Annotated in this window: 19 protein-coding genes and 2 pseudogenes; 2 read left to right on the top strand and 19 right to left on the bottom strand. The window is 59.1% G+C overall.

The window, feature by feature from the left end:
* From tnpC to DIE22_RS37040, 12 genes and pseudogenes are all read right to left on the bottom strand, one after another.
* Positions 1-1,445: IS66 family transposase (gene tnpC / locus DIE22_RS37095; RefSeq protein WP_260426867.1), on the bottom strand; the 1,445-nt coding region annotated here is incomplete at its 3' end.
* 62 nt (positions 1,446-1,507) lie between these two features.
* The gene (gene tnpB / locus DIE22_RS37090) at positions 1,508-1,855 is read right to left on the bottom strand and encodes an IS66 family insertion sequence element accessory protein TnpB (RefSeq protein ID WP_148092775.1); all 348 of its coding nucleotides are present in this window, start codon (positions 1,853-1,855) and stop codon (positions 1,508-1,510) included.
* Complete coding sequence (gene tnpA, locus DIE22_RS37085) at positions 1,843-2,226, bottom strand: IS66-like element accessory protein TnpA (RefSeq protein WP_260426866.1); 384 nt, start codon at positions 2,224-2,226, stop codon at positions 1,843-1,845. The genes tnpB and tnpA overlap by 13 nt, the downstream gene beginning before the upstream one ends.
* Positions 2,227-2,279: 53 nt before the next feature.
* Positions 2,280-2,597: a hypothetical protein gene (locus DIE22_RS37080; RefSeq protein WP_124607481.1), complete on the bottom strand. Its 318-nt coding sequence runs from the start codon at positions 2,595-2,597 to the stop codon at positions 2,280-2,282.
* A 121-nt stretch (positions 2,598-2,718) separates the two neighbouring features.
* The gene (locus DIE22_RS37075) at positions 2,719-3,120 is read right to left on the bottom strand and encodes a hypothetical protein (protein WP_124607480.1); all 402 of its coding nucleotides are present in this window, start codon (positions 3,118-3,120) and stop codon (positions 2,719-2,721) included.
* 307 nt (positions 3,121-3,427) lie between these two features.
* Positions 3,428-3,613: pseudogene (locus DIE22_RS37070) on the bottom strand (IS66 family transposase); the annotation flags it as partial.
* A 791-nt stretch (positions 3,614-4,404) separates the two neighbouring features.
* Positions 4,405-5,523 carry a porin gene (locus DIE22_RS37065; RefSeq protein WP_185640783.1) on the bottom strand — a complete coding sequence of 373 codons (1,119 nt, stop codon included), beginning with the start codon at positions 5,521-5,523 and terminating at the stop codon, positions 4,405-4,407.
* Between the two features lie 4 nt (positions 5,524-5,527).
* A complete protein-coding gene (locus tag DIE22_RS37060; protein WP_124607478.1) occupies positions 5,528-6,988 on the bottom strand; it encodes an NCS1 family nucleobase:cation symporter-1 in 1,461 nt (486 codons plus the stop codon).
* A gap of 544 nt (positions 6,989-7,532) precedes the next feature.
* Entirely contained in the window at positions 7,533-7,931 is a 399-nt protein-coding gene (locus DIE22_RS37055; protein ID WP_260426865.1) for a hypothetical protein, read from the bottom strand.
* A gap of 125 nt (positions 7,932-8,056) precedes the next feature.
* Positions 8,057-8,947 (bottom strand): pirin family protein, encoded by an 891-nt coding sequence (locus tag DIE22_RS37050; protein ID WP_124607477.1) that lies wholly within the window; start codon positions 8,945-8,947, stop codon positions 8,057-8,059.
* 29 nt (positions 8,948-8,976) lie between these two features.
* Entirely contained in the window at positions 8,977-9,369 is a 393-nt protein-coding gene (locus DIE22_RS37045) for a DoxX family protein (RefSeq protein ID WP_124607476.1), read from the bottom strand.
* A gap of 11 nt (positions 9,370-9,380) precedes the next feature.
* Entirely contained in the window at positions 9,381-9,989 is a 609-nt protein-coding gene (locus DIE22_RS37040) for an FMN-dependent NADH-azoreductase (RefSeq protein WP_124607475.1), read from the bottom strand.
* Between the two features lie 94 nt (positions 9,990-10,083).
* On the opposite strand from DIE22_RS37040, the gene DIE22_RS37035 reads away from it, so the two are divergent.
* Complete coding sequence (locus DIE22_RS37035; RefSeq protein ID WP_124607474.1) at positions 10,084-10,491, top strand: helix-turn-helix domain-containing protein; 408 nt, start codon at positions 10,084-10,086, stop codon at positions 10,489-10,491.
* 78 nt (positions 10,492-10,569) lie between these two features.
* On the opposite strand, the pseudogene DIE22_RS38445 reads toward DIE22_RS37035, so the two are convergent.
* The 6 genes and pseudogenes from DIE22_RS38445 to DIE22_RS37005 all read right to left on the bottom strand — a co-directional run.
* Positions 10,570-11,193 (bottom strand): annotated as a pseudogene (locus tag DIE22_RS38445) (isochorismatase family protein); the annotation flags it as partial.
* A 152-nt stretch (positions 11,194-11,345) separates the two neighbouring features.
* Positions 11,346-12,425 (bottom strand): 4-hydroxyphenylpyruvate dioxygenase, encoded by a 1,080-nt coding sequence (hppD, locus tag DIE22_RS37025; RefSeq protein ID WP_124607473.1) that lies wholly within the window; start codon positions 12,423-12,425, stop codon positions 11,346-11,348.
* Between the two features lie 28 nt (positions 12,426-12,453).
* Positions 12,454-13,389 carry an electron transfer flavoprotein subunit alpha/FixB family protein gene (locus tag DIE22_RS37020; protein ID WP_124607472.1) on the bottom strand — a complete coding sequence of 312 codons (936 nt, stop codon included), beginning with the start codon at positions 13,387-13,389 and terminating at the stop codon, positions 12,454-12,456.
* 16 nt (positions 13,390-13,405) lie between these two features.
* Positions 13,406-14,167, bottom strand: coding sequence for an electron transfer flavoprotein subunit beta/FixA family protein (locus tag DIE22_RS37015; RefSeq protein WP_409410212.1), 762 nt, complete (start codon positions 14,165-14,167; stop codon positions 13,406-13,408).
* Between the two features lie 7 nt (positions 14,168-14,174).
* Positions 14,175-15,560, bottom strand: coding sequence for an FAD-binding oxidoreductase (locus DIE22_RS37010; RefSeq protein WP_124607470.1), 1,386 nt, complete (start codon positions 15,558-15,560; stop codon positions 14,175-14,177).
* A 33-nt stretch (positions 15,561-15,593) separates the two neighbouring features.
* On the bottom strand, positions 15,594-16,901 hold the full coding sequence (locus DIE22_RS37005; RefSeq protein WP_124607469.1) for an MFS transporter: 1,308 nt from the start codon (positions 16,899-16,901) through the stop codon (positions 15,594-15,596).
* 122 nt (positions 16,902-17,023) lie between these two features.
* Between DIE22_RS37005 and DIE22_RS37000 the strand changes: the two genes are divergently transcribed.
* A complete protein-coding gene (locus tag DIE22_RS37000; RefSeq protein ID WP_124607468.1) occupies positions 17,024-17,947 on the top strand; it encodes a LysR family transcriptional regulator in 924 nt (307 codons plus the stop codon).
* Between the two features lie 88 nt (positions 17,948-18,035).
* Here DIE22_RS37000 and DIE22_RS36995 read toward each other — a convergent pair.
* Positions 18,036-19,527: MBL fold metallo-hydrolase (locus tag DIE22_RS36995; RefSeq protein ID WP_124607467.1), on the bottom strand; the 1,492-nt coding region annotated here is incomplete at its 5' end.

Raw genomic sequence — 19,527 nt, 5'->3', positions numbered from 1 at the left:
GCGACGCGGAACAGGGATCCGCCCAACTGCTGGGCCCGTGGAATCATGACGCGGCATAATCCGGAAGTCGGCATAACTGGGTTCATGCCGCTAGCGGCATGAACCCAGTTGTTGTCGATCGGCACGTTCCCGTCATCGAGATAGCGCGTGAGTGCCTCCCAACGTTTCAGGCTGTAGTCCAGCGCCTTCGCAATCGCCGAACCCTCCGCAACGGGTTTGCGCTGCGCCACTAGCCATTCATGGAGGGCATCGCATACCGGTTTGGCCTGGCGCTGGCGAAGCCGCTGCCGTTCGTCGGCATTCAGTGCCGCGGCCTCGCGTTCGATGTCGTAGAGCGCGGTAAAGAACGGCAGGGCCTGCCCGGCAACCTGGCTGCTGTGGTTGGCGTGTAATTCAAAGAACTTGCGTCGGGCATGGGCCGCGCATCCGATCTCGGTGATGCCGTGCTGGAACGAGGCCTTGTACCCGCTGTAGTCATCGCACACCAGCTTGCCGTGCCAGCCCTGCAGGAACGTGCGAGCGTGCGCACCGGCGCGGCTCTCGGCGAAGTCGTAGACCACTGCGCGCAGGTTGCTGAAGTGGGTCGGCGTATACGCCCATAGGTATGCCCGGTGCGTCTTGCCCTTGCCGGGGCTGAGCATCTGCACGGGCGTCTCGTCCGCGTGCAGCACACCCTGTTGCAGGATGGCCTGGCGGAGTGCATCGACCAGCGGCTGCAACTGCACACCACACCTGCCCACCCAGGCACCGAGCGTGGATCTCGCAATGGCCAGTCCCGCACGACCAAAGATCTGTTCCTGGCGATACAGGGGCAAGTGGTCGCCGTACTTGGCGACCAGCACTTGCGCGAGCAACCCGGCAGTGGGCACGCCCTTGTCGATCACATGCGGCGGAACCGGCGCCTGGATCAGCGTCTCGCACGCCTTGCACACCCACTTGCCGCGGATATGCCGCTCCACCGTGAACACGCCCGGCGTGTAGTCCAGCTTCTCGCTCACGTCCTCGCCGATGCGCATGCGTTCGCAACCGCACTGGCACGTCGTGCTATCCGGTTCGTGATGGATCTCGGTGCGCGGCAGTTGCGGCGGCAGCGGTGCGCGTTTCGGCTGCTCGCGTTGCCGTTCAACTCGTGTCGGCTCAAGCTGTTCGAGCTCCATCTCGATGGCAACCAGGTCGCCCTCGATGGCCTCGTCGAGCAGGTTCATCTGCTCACTGTTGAGCTGTTCGCTGCGCCGGCCGAACTGCTGGCGCTTGAGGACCGAGACCTCGTGGGTGAGTTGATCGATACGGGTCTGCCGGTAGCGTAGTTCTTGGTCTCGCTCACTGGCTTCCCGCTCCTTCTCCTTGATCGTCTGGTCCTTCGCCTCGACTTCGGCTATCAGTTGCGCTGTCAGGGCGCGCAACTGTTCCGGGCTGAGTGCGTCGAGGTCGGCAGGCAAGTTCATGCGGGCCAGTCTGCCAGAACCCCGCAGACGGCGGAAGCGCAACTGTTTACGTCCCGCGGGACTTAGACGACACGGATCACGCCGTCCTCGCCGATGCGCTGCCACGGCAAGCCCAGCACCAGGCCGGCCAGCTGTTCGTGCGTCAAGGCACGCTGCTTGGGTTCGCTGCCGAGGTGCGGCCAGGCGAACTGCCCCTGGTTCAGGCGTCGCGCGGCCAGCCAGATGCCGATCCCGTCGTGAATCAGGACCTTCATGCGGTTGGCGCGCCGATTGGCGAACAGATAGGCATGGTGTGGGTGCGCGGCGCCGAACACCTTGACCACACGCGCCAAGGCCGTATCGAAACCGGCGCGCATGTCCAGTGGATCGACCGCCAGCCAGATCTCGTCGACACGGATCACCGCAGCCACTCACGCAGCCAGGCGGCGCACTGGGTTGCCTCGGACACCGGCCAGCTCACCGTGATCGACTGATCTCCTCGGCGCACCTCGATGCGGATCTCTGGCGAATGCGGACTCGGCGTTCCCAATGCCAACGGCACAAAGGCTGGCAGTAACGGTGGTGTGGCCGGTGGACGGCCCAACGGTCTCTTGGGAAGTCGACCTTCCGCCTGATCGATCCAGCGCCGCAGCAGATTTGCGTTGAGCCTGTGTTCCAGCGCGACCGCCGCAACCGATACGCCGATTCCCTGGCAGGCAGCAACCACCTGCGCTTTGAACTCCTCGCTGTAGCGTTGCCGACGACGACGCTCCGGGAGTGCTTCCGATTCGATAGTGTTCACGTGTCCGCTTATTCGTTAGGTGGACACGATACTCCCAAGCGCCTCGGTCAAACTCAAGACGGGTTGGCTAGCCGCTTACGGACATCATTGACGACGGCCCGGTATCGGCCAGGCGGCGCAGCGTCGATGAATTTGCCGAAATTGTGTGAGTTCACCATGGGTGGGAGTTCATCTTCGTCATCGTCATCGAAACTGGTTTCAGCAGTGTCCATATGCAATGCGACCAAGTTCAAGCCCGGATTGCGCGCGTTTTCCGATGCCATCAACAGCGGCACCAGAGTCCAGTCGATTTTCTTGATCGGGAACTGGGCGACTTCCAGATCCAGATTTCTGTCCAGCGCCTGCTGGAGTTTTGTCAGCGGCCCTTGCAATGCGCTGCGGACCTGGGTGCGCGCTCGCTCAACGGTTACTTGCTGGCTAGACGTCAGTTGGGGCGCCGCAGGATGTTGATGTGCAATCTCGCTTGCCTGACCCGCGCTCGGCTTGGCAGGCTCACCTCGCCGGGCAATGGGGGGGGGGATTCTTGGTTGGGGTCACGTCACTGGGCATCGGATCGCGCCAGGAATGATTCAGCAATGGGTGCTCGATGCCCATTTTTTCCAGCGTCGCGCGATTGTCCAGCAGCTGGACGTCATTTTCAGCCGACGCCGACGTACCCGTACCGTGCTTGTCAGGCGTGCTCATGCTGCTGATATCGACACGCCGGAACGTTGCTCGACTGGAGGTCCCTGCGGCATTCAACCGCTGTTTGCGCGGAGGCGGCATCTTGGGGGCATCCGCAGGCGCCTTGCGACGACGTTCCTGCACAGCGGTAGTGGAGTTGCCCGACACGCTGGGCGTGGCGGCGCTCAGTGCCGGCGTACTCAGCCGAGCGGTAACGTGGTTGATGGTCATGCTGGCTCCGGATGGTAGTACGTTATCGCGCTGCATTTGAGTGCATGCATCGGCGCGAACGGAATACGATTGTTGTCCCGGCTTCACGATAGCGGGCGGACAATGTGAACCACGGACCGCATCCCGAAAGACTGGTATTCGAACCGAACTCCCAAGGTTGAATCTCCGGACTACGCCAATCTCGATGTCAGGCCTTCTGAACTCACGCGCTGAACCTCATGCTCAGCGGTCTGAGGCCGGCGCGCGCCTGCAGGGCGGCTTTATTGCGACCGACGCAGTCCGGAAGCTCCGCCAATTGCAAGCCTTGCTGAATCGCTGGCGTACCTTGTTCTTCCTGAGCCGGTGCAGCAGTGCCGGCGACCAGTGCCTCAGCCGCATTGAGGAACAGATCCTTCTGTTCAGAACCACGCACCTCGCTGTTGGCGGCAAACAGCTGGCGCTGGAACGCCTTCAGTTGCTCCTTGAGCAAGTCCCGCTCTAGGACGACCATTCTCGAACGCTTACCGCCGAAGTCGGAGACCATGTGTTGTTCACGACTTTCTCCCGTCGACCGGAATGGTCGATCGGGGAAGCTTGCTCCGATTATGCGAAGACGTTTCAGGTGCCGGCCGGCTTTGACCGGTACTCCACGGTCACCGCAGAACTCTACCCGTCGCGAGCCGGGCATAATGGGAACTGTGCCTGAGCGCGCTTATGCTCTGCATAACATAATAACGAACCTTGTTCATGCCCCTGCACTGGTCAGATTTGTAGAGCGATTCGGCGAGAGTATCGTCAGCGCCGAGCATGGGCGGTCGGCAATCGAGATTCATTCATATCGAAGCGCTGTACATGCGCCGCCGGAAGTGCTGCGCGTGTCGATCGTGTACTTGTCAAGGACGAAAGCCCTGAGCTAACTGTCGATCCGCGGCTCGGGGCGCTAGCGATGGAGTCGATCGAGACTGCTTGACTGACCGCATCCGGAGTCTTGGTGGTTCACCGCATTGCAGGGCTGTCGTCGAAATCGACGTTGACGGGGCATCCGATCGTCGCGACCGCTTGCGTGTCGGGGGTACGCTGGTTACCCCCGACACGCGGTTCAGATCGTTGATCTATATCGAGACAGCGTGGCGGTCAGATGTCTTGAAAGCAATCGACTTTGCCGAGGGAACGGACATCGAGTAGAACGCGTTGCTCGAAATTTGGAGCGACAGTAATTGCGACGGAGGACGCCGCCCAAAGGGCCATCGTAACGTGCCCGTATTGAAGGCCCTTCGCTTTATGGCCACATCCTCCGTTGACTCACTAGAAGGCATGTCGCATGCCGACAGTGAACGCGGTCTGCGTAGAATTCGGCAGCCCGCCGTACGTGCCCGGTAGTGGCGAGTCGACGTTGTACATTGCCTCCGTTGCGCCCCCGGAATTCGACAGAAACGCAATGTTGGCGATCAGCGAAGTCCGTTTAGACAGTGAATAGGTCGCCAGCATCCGGTACTCGGAGGTGTGGTTGTGCGCTGTCGTATTCTGTTTGTAGAGATAGTCGCCCGAGAGCGTGACCGTTGGGATCGCGACGAAGTCGATTCCCGCCTCGTAGACATTCGCGTTCTGTGCGGGTTGACTCGGGATCGACTGAAACGTGCCCGGACCGGTGATGTTGGCGTGCGCGTAGCCCAGACGCGCTCGTACCGGACCGAAGTCGTAGCGAGCACCGGTCGTAGCAAGCTTGTATTTGCCGCCACCGGCAGATGACGCGCTTTCCTGGTCGTAGGTCGCCCCAAGGTACAGCGGACCCGCTGTATAGCGGGCGCCGACGTTGAAGACCGAACCGCGCGTGAAGTCGCCTGCGAACCCGCCGAACGAATAGAAGCCAGCTACCTGCAGACCACCGAATGTCGGCGACACATATTTCACGGCATTGTTGTAGTACTCGCTGATCGCATCGAATTCATGGAACTTGAACGGAGCGCCCGAGTTGTAGCCAGCCCCAAATACGCTGCCCACGAGCCAATCGTCGTTCAGGTTCCATTGGTGCCCGAAGGTCAGCGTGCCGGATGGGCTATCGAACCCGACGTACGCGTTCCGGTCGAACATACCCGCGTTCGGATTGTCCATTCGTCCGGTTGATGGATTGAAGCCCATCTGGAGATTGAAGATTGCCCGCAGACCGCCGCCGAGGTCCTCCGAGCCCTTCATGCCGAACGTCGAGACGCCGAGGATGCTGTCCTGCACTTTGAATACGTTCTGGTTACCGTTGCCGACGTGATTGGCATATGCAAAGCCGGTGTCGATCATCCCATAAGCCGTTACCGATGATTGAGCGTTGGCCGAGCCGGCCATCAAGCTGAGCGCGGTTGCGCCGACAAAGCCGAAAGTGGATGTTTTCATCATGATGAAGAATGAGTTTCCATGGGGAACGCGTTCCATGCGATTACGCACGGCGCGACGCAATTGCATAGAACAGGGCACCGAGGCCGGCACCGACAAACCACGAGAAATTTGCAAGCCCCTTCATGGACGGCACGAGGACGCACGCCACCGCAATGGCCGCAGCCGGAATCAACGCGACAATCGCGGCCCGGTTCACTCCGCCGGTGTACCAGTACGCACCTTGCTCCGACATCGAGTACAGGTCGTCAGTCGTGACTTTCTGGCGCTTTACGATGAAGTAATCCACGATCAGCACGCCATACAACGGACCGATGAAGCTGCCGAGCACGTCGAGCGTGTAATGGATCACGGCAGGGTTATTGAACAGATTCCACGGTGTGATGAAGACTGACGCGACTGCCGCGATCATCCCGCCCGCCCGCCAACTGATTCTCTTCGGGGCAACGTTCGAGAAATCAAATGCTGGCGATACGAAGTTCGCAACGATGTTGATACCGATCGTGGCGATCATGAACGTGAGCGCACCGAGAACGACCGCGAACGGTTGGTCGATACGACCGACGGTCTCGACCGGATCCGTGATCAGTTGGCCAAAGACCGGCAACGTTGCAGATGTCGTGATCACCGTGACGAGCGAGAACGCAAGAAAATTGACCGGCAGCCCCCAGAAGTTACCCCGCTTAACAGCGTCGAACGATTTGCAGTAACGCGAGAAGTCACCAAAATTCAGCATCGGGCCGGAAAAGTACGACACGACGAGTGAGATCGCGGTGATCATTACCGGGACGCTGGACCAGCCGGTAAATTTCACCTCGCCGAGGTTCAACGCAATATTTCGAATTCCGGCGCGAGACACCATATAGCCGGCGAGAACGAACATGACGACGTACACGGCCGGCCCGGCGAAGTCGATGAACTTCTTGATCGTCTCCATCCCGCTCCAGAACACGAATGCCTGGAGCACCCACAACAGCATGAACGAACTCCACCCCAGTGCAGATAGACCGAGCCAACCGTGCTGATGGACGTCCGCGTACGGCATCAGTGCAGGGAAGAATTTGAGGACGACGATCACGAACGCGCTCGACGCGAGGTAGGTCTGAATTCCGTACCAAGCGACTGCGATTAGGCCGCGAATTACGGCGGGCACATTTGCACCGAGCACGCCAAACGTCGCGCGGCAAATCACCGGATAGGGTACGCCGTGGCGCTGACTCGACTTCGCGATCAGATTGCTGAAGACGTTCACGATCACGATGCCGATGACCAGCGAGACCAGCACTTGCCAACTGGCGAGTCCGAGCGCGAAAAGACTGCCCGCGAACACGTATCCACCGACGCTATGTACGTCCGACATCCAGAACGCGAAGATGTTGTAGGCCCCCCAATGTTGATCGGTGAGCGGTGCGAGATCATCGTTGTACAGACGATCGCTGTAACGGGATCGTGGGTCGGGCCCATGATCTGCTTTAGGAACTGAAGCAGTGGTTAAGTCAGCCATGACGGCCTCCAGGTGGCACAACGAGAATGCCGAGTTGAGTCGGATGAAGTAAAAAAACGTGCGCTTACGAATGCAGGTATGAAAATAAACTTCGTAATCCTAAGACAAAATCTGAGGCGAGAAATCAATCATAACTTTGACAAAAACATTGTCAACAATCTCGACAGCAAATTTTTTTAGCGAGACGGTTTGGCACCGGGAAAGGGCGCGAAAGTTACCAAAATAAAGCTTGTTCGCACCAGAATCGCGTGGGCTTGCACTATAAAATTGCTAACAATCTGTCGGCTGATCACCGAAAGTCGGCATTTTAGAGGTGGTTCTGCCCTGAGCGCAGCAGTGGGAGTCGGGGCAGCGATCGTTGGTGGTCGGAGGGGGGTGATACCTACGATCGCGAACGAGCATCGACCGTGATTACGCTCTCGGTGCTGATCGCACCGGCTCCGGCTGTCGGCATGCGAATCCGGGCGGTCGAAAGGGGGTTATTGACCGGTAGCTTCACGGCGATATCTGTCGAGCGCCGCGTCGCCTGCTCGGGTGATTTGTTTTACCGACTTTCCGAAGAAACGGAGGAAAGTCCGGAGACATGCGGGTCGTCGAACCGTTTCCAGCGAAAGAAGGCGGCGGAACAGAGCCAACTGCCTAAAAAAGGACCGACGATGGCAATGCCTACCAGACCGAAGCTGTCGTTCAGCTTTGCAATGGTGTTCCAAAAGGGCGACGACAGCCGGAAGTGCTCTGCGAACAGTCCGAGTCCTTCAATACTGCCGACGAGTACAGCAATCGCGACCGAGATCGACGAAATCGTAATGTTGTAGTAGAGCTTTCGGACAGGCTTTATATGCGCCCAACCATAGGCGCCCAACATCAGAATGTTGTCGGTCGTATCGATCAGCGTCATGCCAGCGGTAAATGGCGTAGGAAAGACGAGAGAGAGATTGTTCAACCTTCAAACGAAACGGGATGTCATCGCAACAAACGCGCACGTCCGCGGGACCGGGGATTTCCGACGGTGTGTGTTCCAATCCGTTCATCGAAATATCCCCGGCGGACATCACCCGTATTTAACGGCTACCTGAATACAGGAATCGTCCCTGAGTCGGTGCGGCGATCTCCCGCCTCTCGCAGCTTTCGTCCGAGTTCGGCAATGCGGCGTTCGCCCGACTCTAATGCTTGGGCCGACGTGTGGACCGAGTAATGGCCGAGATGCAGTGGATAGCGATGCGGCACGGCCGAGCCCAATACAAACACGGCCGCTTCGTCGTTCGGCGCTTCGAGAGCGATAGGGATCTCGCCAGCTTCGAAGATTACCATCTCGCCAGTATCGATCACGGCGCCGGTATTGAGCCGCCCCTTTGCTACCGCGAGCCAACCTACGGTATGTCCTGCCGGCGGTCGGTACGTCCAGCGCTCACCTGCGGGCAGCGTGACCAGAAGATAATTGATGTCGCCTGGTGCTGGTACGGGACTTTGCTTACCCTCGTAATTGCCCACGATGACGGTCGCGGGCCCGGACTGCACCATGTCGCTCGCTTCGATGTAGCGACTGACTGGCTCGCTGCTCTCAAGGTCTGCCGGCAAGGCGAGCCAGAGCTGGAAGCCCTGAACACGCGGCACATCGTCAGGTGACATCTCCTTGCCATGCCAGACGCCACTGCCTGCTCGCATCCATTCGACGCCGCCATAGCCGATCTTGCCGGAACCTGCCGCCGGATCGTGAAAACGCATGCTCCCCTCGGTCAGGACGGTGACGGTGGCGACACCCGAATGCGGATGAAGGGGCATGCTTGCCATGGCCTGGACCGTTGTCCGGTCGGCGTCGAAGAGGTCGAGAAACACGAAGGGTTTGACGACCCCGCCGAGATCGGACGGGCTCATCAGACGGGTGATAGGGCCATGACCCAGCCCTCGAGTGCGACGTACGATGCGTCGCGGGGTCGATTGATCGTTGCTCGTTGTCATCGCTTTCACTCCAGATGGTCAGTCGATGTCTATCGACCGAGAGTTACGCCGGGACGGTGTAGCCAAGCGACGGTTGCGGTGATCAGCAACAGCACAATGGCCGGGACGGGACTTCCCCCGATGACGAACAGGTGAACTAGAACCGCGACGGACATGGTGATGGCAAGCAATAGGCCGCCGAATAGGGTAGTTCCTGGAATCAGTATGGCAACACCACCCACGATTTCGGTAACGCCCGTTACGAAACGGAACCATTGACCGATGCCGATATGGTCAAAGATTGCGATCATCATTGGGACGCCTGCAAGCTTGGCGCCGCCGGCGGCCAGAAACGCGCTCGCGGCGAGAATCCGGAGTCCCCACGAGATATATCGAGTTGAGCGACGCGGTGCGGTAGAAAGTTTTACGTGCTGAGCCTTCATAATGTCCCTTCTTACGCAGCAAGTTGTTCGATATCCACCATGGCAGCTTCAATGGCCGCTGTCCTGCTCTCTTCACTAAATGCCAGACCTTCGGCTCGAACGAACGTCACGTCGGTGATACCGAGGAAACCAAAGAAATCCTGGAGATAGGTTTCCTGGTGATCCAGGAAAGAGGTGGGGGCTGGATCGGTGTACCGGCCGCCACGGGAAGACGCGATGATGACCCGTTTGCCATTCGCCAGCCCTTCGACGCCATTTTCGGTGTAGCGGAACGTTGCGCCCGGCACCGCGATTCGATCGAGCCACGCCTTGAGTTGCGACGGCAAGGAAAAGTTGTACATGGGGGCGCCGATGACAATTACGTCGGCAGAGAGGAAGTCCTCGAGGGCCTTTGCATTTCGAGCCACGGCTTGCTTGGCGTCCTCGCTTGTCGGCGCGAGGCCACGGAAGGCAAGAAATTCGGCGCCCGACAAATGGTCAATCGGCTCGGCGACAAGATCGCTTCGGACGACTTTGAGTTCCGGTGTCGCGTCGGTTAGCCGCCGGACGATCGCTGCCGTGAGTTGGCGGCTCACGGAGTGTTCATGCAGGATACTTGTGTCGATATGAAGGAGTGTCATGGCTTGACCTAAGGTATAAAATTGTTACTGAGTTTCGAAATTTAACGACCGGTGCGAATGCCGGCAATACGGCACATCAAGGGAACCCAGTATCATGAGTGTCACTAGCCATCCTGACGATTCCCAGCATACGGACTGTCAGAAGATCCGTCAGATCCTGGCTCGCGTTGGCGAAAAATGGAGCGTTCTTGTCATCATGCTGTTGGCGGACCGTCCGCACAGGTTCACTGAGATCAAAAATGCCGTTGACGGCATATCGCAGCGCATGTTGACGCTCTGTCTTCGAGGCCTCGAACGAGACGGTCTGGTCAAGCGAACGGTGCTGGGCGTGATGCCTCCTCACGTGGAATACGAATTGACTCAGCTTGGTCGCTCGCTAACGGAACCCGTTTTCGCGCTCGGGACGTGGGCCAGTCGTCACATCGACGATATTGACACTGCCAGAGCAGCGTTCGACGCGCGGGAGGAAGACCAGGGAAATTCACCGCCCGGAAGCTCGTGACGTTGGGCGATTGGCCGCGCGAAGCGCGACAAACGGCACGTTGTCGCGTCCCGAACGCGGCGAAATTCGCCCCAACGCTTATTTCGAGAGTGCAGCGCCGAACTTTCCGGCTTTGCTTGCTCGCTGCGAATCCACACGCGGCAGGCCTTGCCCGGTCAACAGGCGCCACAGGATGCGCAGCGTGATGCGGAGTTTGACCGATGCATCGAGCACACCGGGAATCAGGCTCAGTGCATAGTCGCCGAGATCCGTATCCCAGTTGTAAACCAGTTCCGCGGTGATCCCGGCGGTGGACGTCAAGCGAACACCTGCGCTTTCGAGTCGCTGCCAGGCAATCTCGTCGCCGATCTTCGTTGCCGATCCGCTGCCGTCCGTGACAACCTGTACGTTGAATCCTTCCTCGACGGCGCTGATGGCCGGCGCGATCACGCAGCCGTCGGCGCGTATCTCGATCCGTCCGTCCAGGTACTCCCATACGTCGATGTAACGGTGAATCAGCTTCCGGTTCGCCAGCGTATCGTCCAGCAGATACATCACCCGGTCGTACTGCACCGTCAGCGACTTCGTGACCCGGCGCGTCTCGCGCCAGGTCATCAGCCGATCCAGATTCTCGTCGCTCCGCAGCGGCCGGTGCGCATCGAAGTCGCTCCTCGGTGGCTTTGCGAAGCGTGCGTTGTAGGCAGCGATGAAGGAGGGCGCATAGCCGACGCCAACAACTAGTGCTCGTGCGGGCTATCGACCGCAGGTTCGTTTGTAGTGCTACGACGGTGCAGCGAACGTTTTGGATGCGACGATGCTCGAATGGGACGATTTCCGTGCGGATATCGTCCCATCCTGTCTTCGGGCATCTGACGTCAGCGTTCGACCTGCAACGCACCACGGGCGATCTGGTCGCGCTCGAGCGACTCGAACAGCGCCTTGAAATTGCCCTCGCCGAAGCCGTCGTCGCCCTGACGCTGAATGAATTCGAAGAAGACCGGGCCGAGCAGTGTTTGAGAGAATATCTGTAGCAGGAGCCGAGGGTTGTCGGATTGAGTGCTGCCATCCAGCAGGATGCCGCGAGCCTTCAAGTGTTCTACAGGTTGTCCATGGCCGTGAAGGCGTGTTTCGAGTGCCTCGTAATAGAAATCGTTGGGACCGGTCATCAGCGGAATGCCTGCCATCTGTAACCGGTCGACTGTCTCGATCAGGTCGTCGGTGGACAGCGCAATATGCTGAATTCCCTCGCCGTTGAACTGCATCAGGAATTCCTCGATCTGTCCGCTACCCCGTGACGACTCCTCATTCAGAGGGATGCGAATCTTGCCGTCGGGGGCCGTCATCGCACGCGATGCGAGTCCCGTATACTCGCCCTGAATGTCAAAATAGCGAAGCTCGCGGAAATTGAACAGCTTCTCGTAGAACCCGGCCCAATGAGCCATTCGCCCACGATAAACGTTGTGCGTCAGGTGATCGATGCGACGCAAGCCGTGGCCGGCGGGATGTCGATCCACGCCTTCGATGAACGCGAAATCGATATCGTAGATCGACTGGCCATCCTCGAAGCGATCGATCAGATAGATGGGCGCGCCACCGATTCCCTTGATGGCCGGTAGGCGCAGTTCCATTGGCCCGGTCGGAAGATCAACCGGCTGCGCACCCAGATCGAGAGCGCGACGATAGGCGTGATGCGAATCACGCACCCGGAAGCCCATCCCGCAGGCGCTAGGTCCGTGTTCGGCCGCGAAATACGAGGCCAGGCTGTTCGGCTCACGGTTGATAATGAAGTTGATATCGCCTTGCCGATAGAGCAATACGTCTTTCGATCGATGACGAGCTACGAGCGTAAAGCCGAGCTTTTCAAATACCGGCTCTAGCGTGTCGGCCACAGGCGACGCAAATTCGACAAACTCGAATCCTGTCAGGCCCATTGGATTTTCAAAGAGATCGGTCATCGTGATTCTCCAATAAGGGTTCTAATGCTTAGGCAAGGGCGCTGTACAGCTCCGGCACAAGCGCGAACAGATCGCCGACGAGGCCGTAGTCGGCCACGCTGAAGATCGGCGCTTCCGGATCCTTGTTGATCGCGACGATCACCTTCGAATCCTTCATGCCGGCCAGGTGCTGGATCGCACCCGAGATACCGACCGCGATGTACAGCTGCGGCGCGACGATCTTGCCGGTCTGGCCGACCTGGTAGTCGTTCGGCACGTAGCCGGCGTCGACTGCCGCGCGCGATGCGCCGAGTGCCGCCGACAGCTTGTCGGCCAGCGGCTCCAGCACCTTCGTGTAGTTTTCGCCGCTACCCAGACCGCGGCCACCCGACACGATGATCTTCGCGCTGGTGAGTTCCGGACGGTCCAGCTTCGTCACTTCACGGCTCACGAACTGCGACTTGCCGGCATCGGCCGCCGCGTCGATCTTGTCGACCGACGCGCTGCCGCCTTCGGCCGCCACCGGATCGAAACCCGTCGCACGCACCGTGACGACCTTGATCGGGTCGCTCGACTGCACCGTCGCGATCGCGTTGCCTGCGTAGATCGGGCGCTCGAACGTGTCGGCCGAATCGACCGCCGTGATGTCCGAGATCTGCGCGACGTCCAGCTTCGCGGCGATGCGCGGTGCGATGTTCTTGCCGTACGCAGTCGCCGGCGCGAGGATGTGCGAGTAGTTCTTCGCGATGTTCAACGCGGTCGCCTCGACGTTTTCCGCCAGGCCTGCGGCCAGTTGCGGCGCGTCGGCCAGCAGCACCTTCGAGACACCTGCGATCTTCGCCGCTGCGTCCGCAGCCGCTTGCGCGTTGTGGCCTGCGACCAGCACGTGGATGTCGCCGCCGATCTTCGCTGCCGCTGCCACCGTGTTCAGCGTCGCGGCCTTGACCGACGCGTTGTCGTGTTCCGCAATCACCAGAATCGTCATTTCTTTGCGCTCCCTCTTACAGCACCTTGGCTTCGGTCTTCAGCTTCTCGACCAGCGTCTTCACGTCCGGTACCTTCACGCCGGCTGCGCGCTTCCGCGGCTCGACCACCTTCAGCGTCTTCAGACGCGGCGCGACGTCCACCCCGAGGTCTTCCGGCTTCACGGTTTCCAGCGGCTTCTTCTTCGCCTTCATGATGTTCGGCAGCGTCACGTAGCGCGGCTCGTTCAGACGCAGGTCGGTCGTCACGACCGCCGGCAGCGTCAGCGACAGCGTTTCCGCGCCGCCGTCGACTTCGCGCGCGACCGTTGCCTTGCCGTCAGCGACTGTCACCTTCGATGCGAACGTCGCTTGCGGCAGGCCTGCCAGCGCCGCCAGCATCTGGCCCGTCTGGTTCGAATCGTCGTCGATCGCCTGCTTGCCGAGGATCACCAGCTGCGGCTGTTCCTTGTCGACCAGCGCCTTCAGGATCTTCGCGACGGCGAGCGGCTCGACGCTGTCGTTCGACTCGACGAGGATCGCGCGATCCGCGCCGATCGCCAGCGCCGTGCGCAGCGTTTCCTGCGCTTGCGTGACGCCGACCGACACCGCGATCACTTCGGTCGCCACGCCCGCTTCCTTCAGGCGCACCGCTTCTTCCACCGCGATTTCGTCGAACGGGTTCATCGACATCTTCACGTTCGCGATGTCGACGCCCGTGTTGTCCGACTTCACGCGGACCTTCACGTTGTAATCGACCACTCTTTTTGCAGCGACAATAACTTTCACGTTCGGTACCATTTGATCTTCAAAAGATTCGACCGGCATTGAGAATATTTGCCGGATCGAAAAGGTGCTTGAGACTCCGCATTAGCGCGATCTCGTTTTCGGAGCGGCTGTTGTGCAGAAAAGTTTTCTTGACGACACCGATTCCATGCTCGGCCGATATTGCACCGCCTACTTCTTTGACGGCCGAATAGACCAGTTCCTCGACCCGATGCAGTTCGTCCTGGCTATCGTGAGGCCCGGAAAGCACGTGTAGATTGCCGTCGCCGATATGTCCGAAGAACAGGTGGCGTTTCAACGGAAATTGCGTGGTCAGCGCTTGTCGAGTTGCTTCGACAAAACGCTCCATTTCTGCCACGGGAACGCCGACATCAAATGCCGCGTGGGGCTTCATGCTCGATAGCAATTCGCCCACTGTCTCGCGATAGGCCCACAAGCGGGTCGAATCGTCCAACGACTGGGCGACGATCACATCGTCGACGAGGCTGCTTTCGAGCGCATTGCCGAGGAATTCTTCGAGTCTCTGCCGGTCCTCCGCTTCGTTCGATCCGAGCGTCTCGATCAGCGCATATACGGGCGCAGACGTACCGAAGGGCAAACGTAGGTCCGCGATATCACAGGCGGCGTCCATGAAGTCGCTCCACATGACTTCGAATGCCGACAGGCTCGGCAATATTGCTCGGCTCTGGTGAATCAGTTTCGTTGCCGCTTCGAATGACGAGAGCGAACAAAGTGCGGTACATGCGCTCGTAGGTTTGGGGAAGAGCTTTACTACGAGTCGCGTGATGACTCCCAATGTTCCCTCGCTTCCTAGGAACAGATGTTTGAGGTCGATGCCGGTCGTGTTCTTCGTAACGCGATTCAGCATATCGATCACACGACCGTCGGGTAACGCGACCTCAACCCCGAGTACCAGATCGCGCATTGTGCCGAAACGGATCACGCGATTGCCCCCGGCATTGACTGCCGCATTGCCCCCGATCTGACAGGATCCTCGAGCGCCAAGATCGAGCGGGAAGTACCAGCCGTGTTCCTCGACGTGCTGCTGAAACATTTCGAGAATGACACCTGCCTGAACGGTGGCTGTTCCGCCGACGACGTCGACGTCTTCGATAAGGTTGAGCTTGGAGAGCGAGAGCGCGATCTCGTCGCCGCACGGCGTCGCACCACCAGCGAGCCCCGTGAGGCCACCTTGCACGACGACCTGGCGACCGAATCGGTTGCACACGTTAAGCGCGTCTGCTACCTGTTGTGGACTTCGAGGAAACAAGACGATGAACGGCTTCTTCGGTGTCGCTTCACTCCAGTCGCTGGCATGTGCCGACGTGGTTTCCGGGTCGCGGACCACGGCAGTCTCACCCAATGCGGCAATGAGGGCATTGAAAAAATCGTCGACAAGAGAGTTCATGATCTCGGGAAATATTCGAATCGAATAAAAGCGTTAGTGACTTTGCTTAACCGTGGTCGGCAGACGAAACACAATCCCGGCTGACAGCAGAAGAAGCGCAGCAATGATGTAAAGCGCCTTGTTCGTACCGCCAGTGTGATCGACAATCCAGCCGACCATATATGGGCTGACGAAGCCAGCCAAGTTGCCGATTGAATTGATGAGGGCGATTCCGGCTGCTGCGGCGACGCCGCTCAGCATCGAGGTCGGAATTCTCCAGAACACGGGGGCAAGGCACTGGAGTCCCATACAGGCGATGGTCAATGCGCCAAGCGACAGGAGCCGATCGTGACTGTACAGCGCGCTACCCACAAGTCCGAGTGCGGCCGCCATGCAGGGGACAAGATAGTGCCAACGATGCTCGCCGTATCGATCCGCACTTCGCCCGACGATGAGCATGGCGACGATACCGAATGCGTACGGAATGGCGGAAAGCAGACCGATAGTCAGTGGCGAAGCAACTCCTGTACTCTTGATGATGGACGGCAGCCAGAATCCAAAGCCGTATTGACCCATCGCCGAGCCGAAGTAGACGAGTGCCAGCAACCAGACTACGGGGAGGCGAAATGCGGCCGACAGCGATACGGAATGCTTCTGCTTTTCGTCCGCATCGATGTTGGAGATGAGCCGGGCACGTTCCTCGGCATCAAGCCATTTGGCATCGCGAATGCCGTCGTCCAGATAGAAGAGCGCTGCGATGCCGACGAGAAGCGAGGGCACGCATTCGAGCAGAAATAGCCATTGCCAGCCGGCGAGTCCGCTCTGTCCGTTGAATTTCGACAGAATCCAACCCGACAGGAGGCCGCCGCATACCCCGGCGATCGGGATGGCGGTCATGAAGATTGCAATGACACGGCTTCTTCGCTTTGCAGGGAACCAGTAAGTCAAATACAGGATGATTCCGGGAAAGAAGCCTGCTTCCGCCGCGCCGATGAGAAAGCGCACCACATAGAAGGCGGTCGTCGACTGAACGAACGCCATGGCTCCCGTCAAAACCGCCCAGCTGATCATGATCCGGGCAATCCAGCGACGGGCGCCGACCCGATGCATGATCAGATTGCTGGGTACTTCGCAGATGAAATAGGCGAGAAAAAAGATGCCGGCTCCCAGCCCGTAAATTTGTTCGCTCCACCCCAACTGCGACGACATTTGCAGTTTCGCAAAGGCGATGTTCACTCGATCGAGGAATGCGATGACAAAGCACAGACATAAAAACGGAACGATACGTCTCGTTACTTTTGCGTAGGCCCGCTCTTCGACTGCGAGCTCTGGCTGGAGGGCCGCAAGAATTTGATGTGCCACGTGGTGTCTCCAAACTTGGAATATGTGCTGATTGCCGCACCAGTTTGCGTTCACTCATCTCACAAGACAAACGATAAATTGCACGGTATTATTAAAAAATACTGTTCAATGGGTGCGAGATCATGTCGTTTGCCCGCTTCACTCCGAGGCAGCTCGCCGCCTTCCTGACCGTCGCGGACGTCCGAAATTTCGGAAAGGCCGGCGAGCGTCTGAATCTGTCGCCGTCGGCCGTTAGCCAGCTCATTGCGGAACTGGAATCGGCAATCGGATTTCGTCTGTTCGATCGCACAACGCGCAGCGTGTCGCTATCACCGGCTGGGCGCGAATTTCTGGCCCCCGCGAAGAGCGTGCTCAAGCACATCGAGCTTGCGCAGACCGCAGCAGAAGACATTCGCAACCGTGCCGCGGGCGTTGTCCGCATTGCGGCGTCACTCGTGATCGCGAGCACAATTCTTCCGGATGCCATCAAGGCGTATACGTCCGATCATCCGAAGGTTGTGATCCGGATACGTGATGCAGCTGTCGACAATTTGGTCGATATGGTGGCGAGCGCCGACGTAGATTTGGCGATTGGACCTGATCAAGGTGTGGGAGATGATGTGACGCGGATCGGTCTGTTCAAGAGCCCGTGGGTACTATGGTGTCCCGCACGTCACCCGCTCGCCAAGCGACGGACGATTGCTTGGGTCGACTTGAGGCAGCAAACGCTGGTCGCAGCTGGCCGGGATTACGAAAGGAATGTTTCATTAATGCACGCAGGTGCTTCGGAAGATGAACGCATCGTTCCGATGGACGTCGTGGACAACATCAGTACGGCGCTGGGAATGGCGGCGGCAGGAATCGCGCTTACTCTCGCGCCGGCATACGTGGGATTGCTTGCTCGGCCGCTCGGCCTGGTGATGCGGCCAATCGTAAAGCCGGACGTAATGCGCCAAGTTTGTCTCTATTGTGCGTCAACACGCGCAATGTCCCCGGCAGCCGAAGGTTTCCGTGATCACCTGATCGGCTGGCTCAAGGGTCAAGACGCTTTAGGGATGTCGGACTGACGGTTTCTCCGACGATGGCGGTGAAGTGCCGACCGCAACATGATCGCAGGCAATTGCCGTACCCCCGCTGAAGCGGGGGAATTGACTGCTATTTGACGGTCACTGTTCCACTTGATGCCAACTCAACGCTGCCGTCGGCAAGGTTCGCTTGGGAGAATGCCGCCGTCACCGTGATACCCGAAGTTGACGTTGGGGTCAGCGTACAGCTTGCTTGACCGCTACTGTTCGTATATGCGGTACAGCTTTCGCCTGTCGGCGAGACAGTGAACTTGACGGATGCATTTTGCAGGTAGCCGAACGGGTTTGAAACGACCGCGCTTGCCAGTACGGCTCCGCTCTGTGCCGCTGCGGTCGTGCGAATCTGCGTGACATGCCACGCGGCAATCGAAGCTGATGTATTGAGCTGCGCCACTTTTGCGGCAGCACACTCTCTCACCACCGCGAGCGAGCGCATCGCAAGCGCGTTACCGATCAGGAACGGGTTGGCCGTGCTGTAGGACGCCGGATTCTTGGTAAGCGAATCGAGTTTGGCGAGTGACCCGTCGATGAAGGCATGCGCCTGGATCGTGCCGGAGATTTTATTCGTCGCGGCGAGACTGTACATGCGTTCGACGCTATCTTGATACTGTTGAGCGAGCGATAGCGTGCTGGGGAAGCCAGCACCGCCCAATATGGCGAGCTGATATGTCGTATTCGAAATGCGAGCCGAAACGATAGCCGAGACCGTCCCTGCAGTGTGGCCTGGCGTAGACAGAAGCGTCATGCTCAAACTGCCAAAGTCCTTTTGCTGTGGCTGCAAGTTCGACGAGTCGATCGACGTGACGGTGAACTTCGGAACGCTGCTTTGACCGACGCTGGCGTCGGCACTACCCATATAGGTGGGAGTGCCGTATGTCGTTTGCAGGTAACCTGCGCCGCCATAGTGGTCGGGATGGCCGTGTGTGACGAGTGCTCCCTCCAGAGCCGATCCGGAGAGTCCCATCGCGGTCAGTCCCGGAACGGTAATGGACTGGGCATCGCTGGAATTATTCAGCGTATCGATCAGAAAAGCCTTGCCATTGTCCGCCTTGAAAGCGTACTGCAGAACATTGCGGTAGCCGAACGCCCAGAGGTTATCGAACATCTTCACGGGTGCGACGACCGTGCCATCGCTCAGCCCCGGGGGCGAGGATGTGTTTTCAGCTCCCCAACACCACTGTGGACGGATGCTTGTCGGATCATAGAGGGCAGCGCTCCCGCCCGCCGGCGCATCGCTTACGTTGGATGAGTTGCCAGCATTGGCCGTCGCAAGAGCCAGGTGCCGCTGAGTCTCGGTGAGACTAGCGTCGGGCGCCACGAAGCCGGCGGATGAGTTGGCCACTAACGTCAAGGTTGGCGTGGCCGCAAGACTTTGCGCGGTGCGAGGACCATCGGAGCCATCACCACCGCACCCAGTGACAAGCACGACTGTGAAACTCATGGAAAATGCGAGCGTGGTGGCTCGGCTGTATCGAGTCATTGCGTCTATATGAACGCGTCCCGTTTGCAACAGCTTTCTTGCGTTTCTGACAGACAGGATGGGCTGCGTCTCTATATCCGGC

It is taken from the genome of Burkholderia sp. Bp9142, from assembly GCF_003853415.1.
GTDB lineage: Bacteria > Pseudomonadota > Gammaproteobacteria > Burkholderiales > Burkholderiaceae > Burkholderia.
The sequence above is the reverse complement of the archived record's forward strand: the minus strand, read 5'-3'. Positions and strand labels throughout refer to the sequence as shown.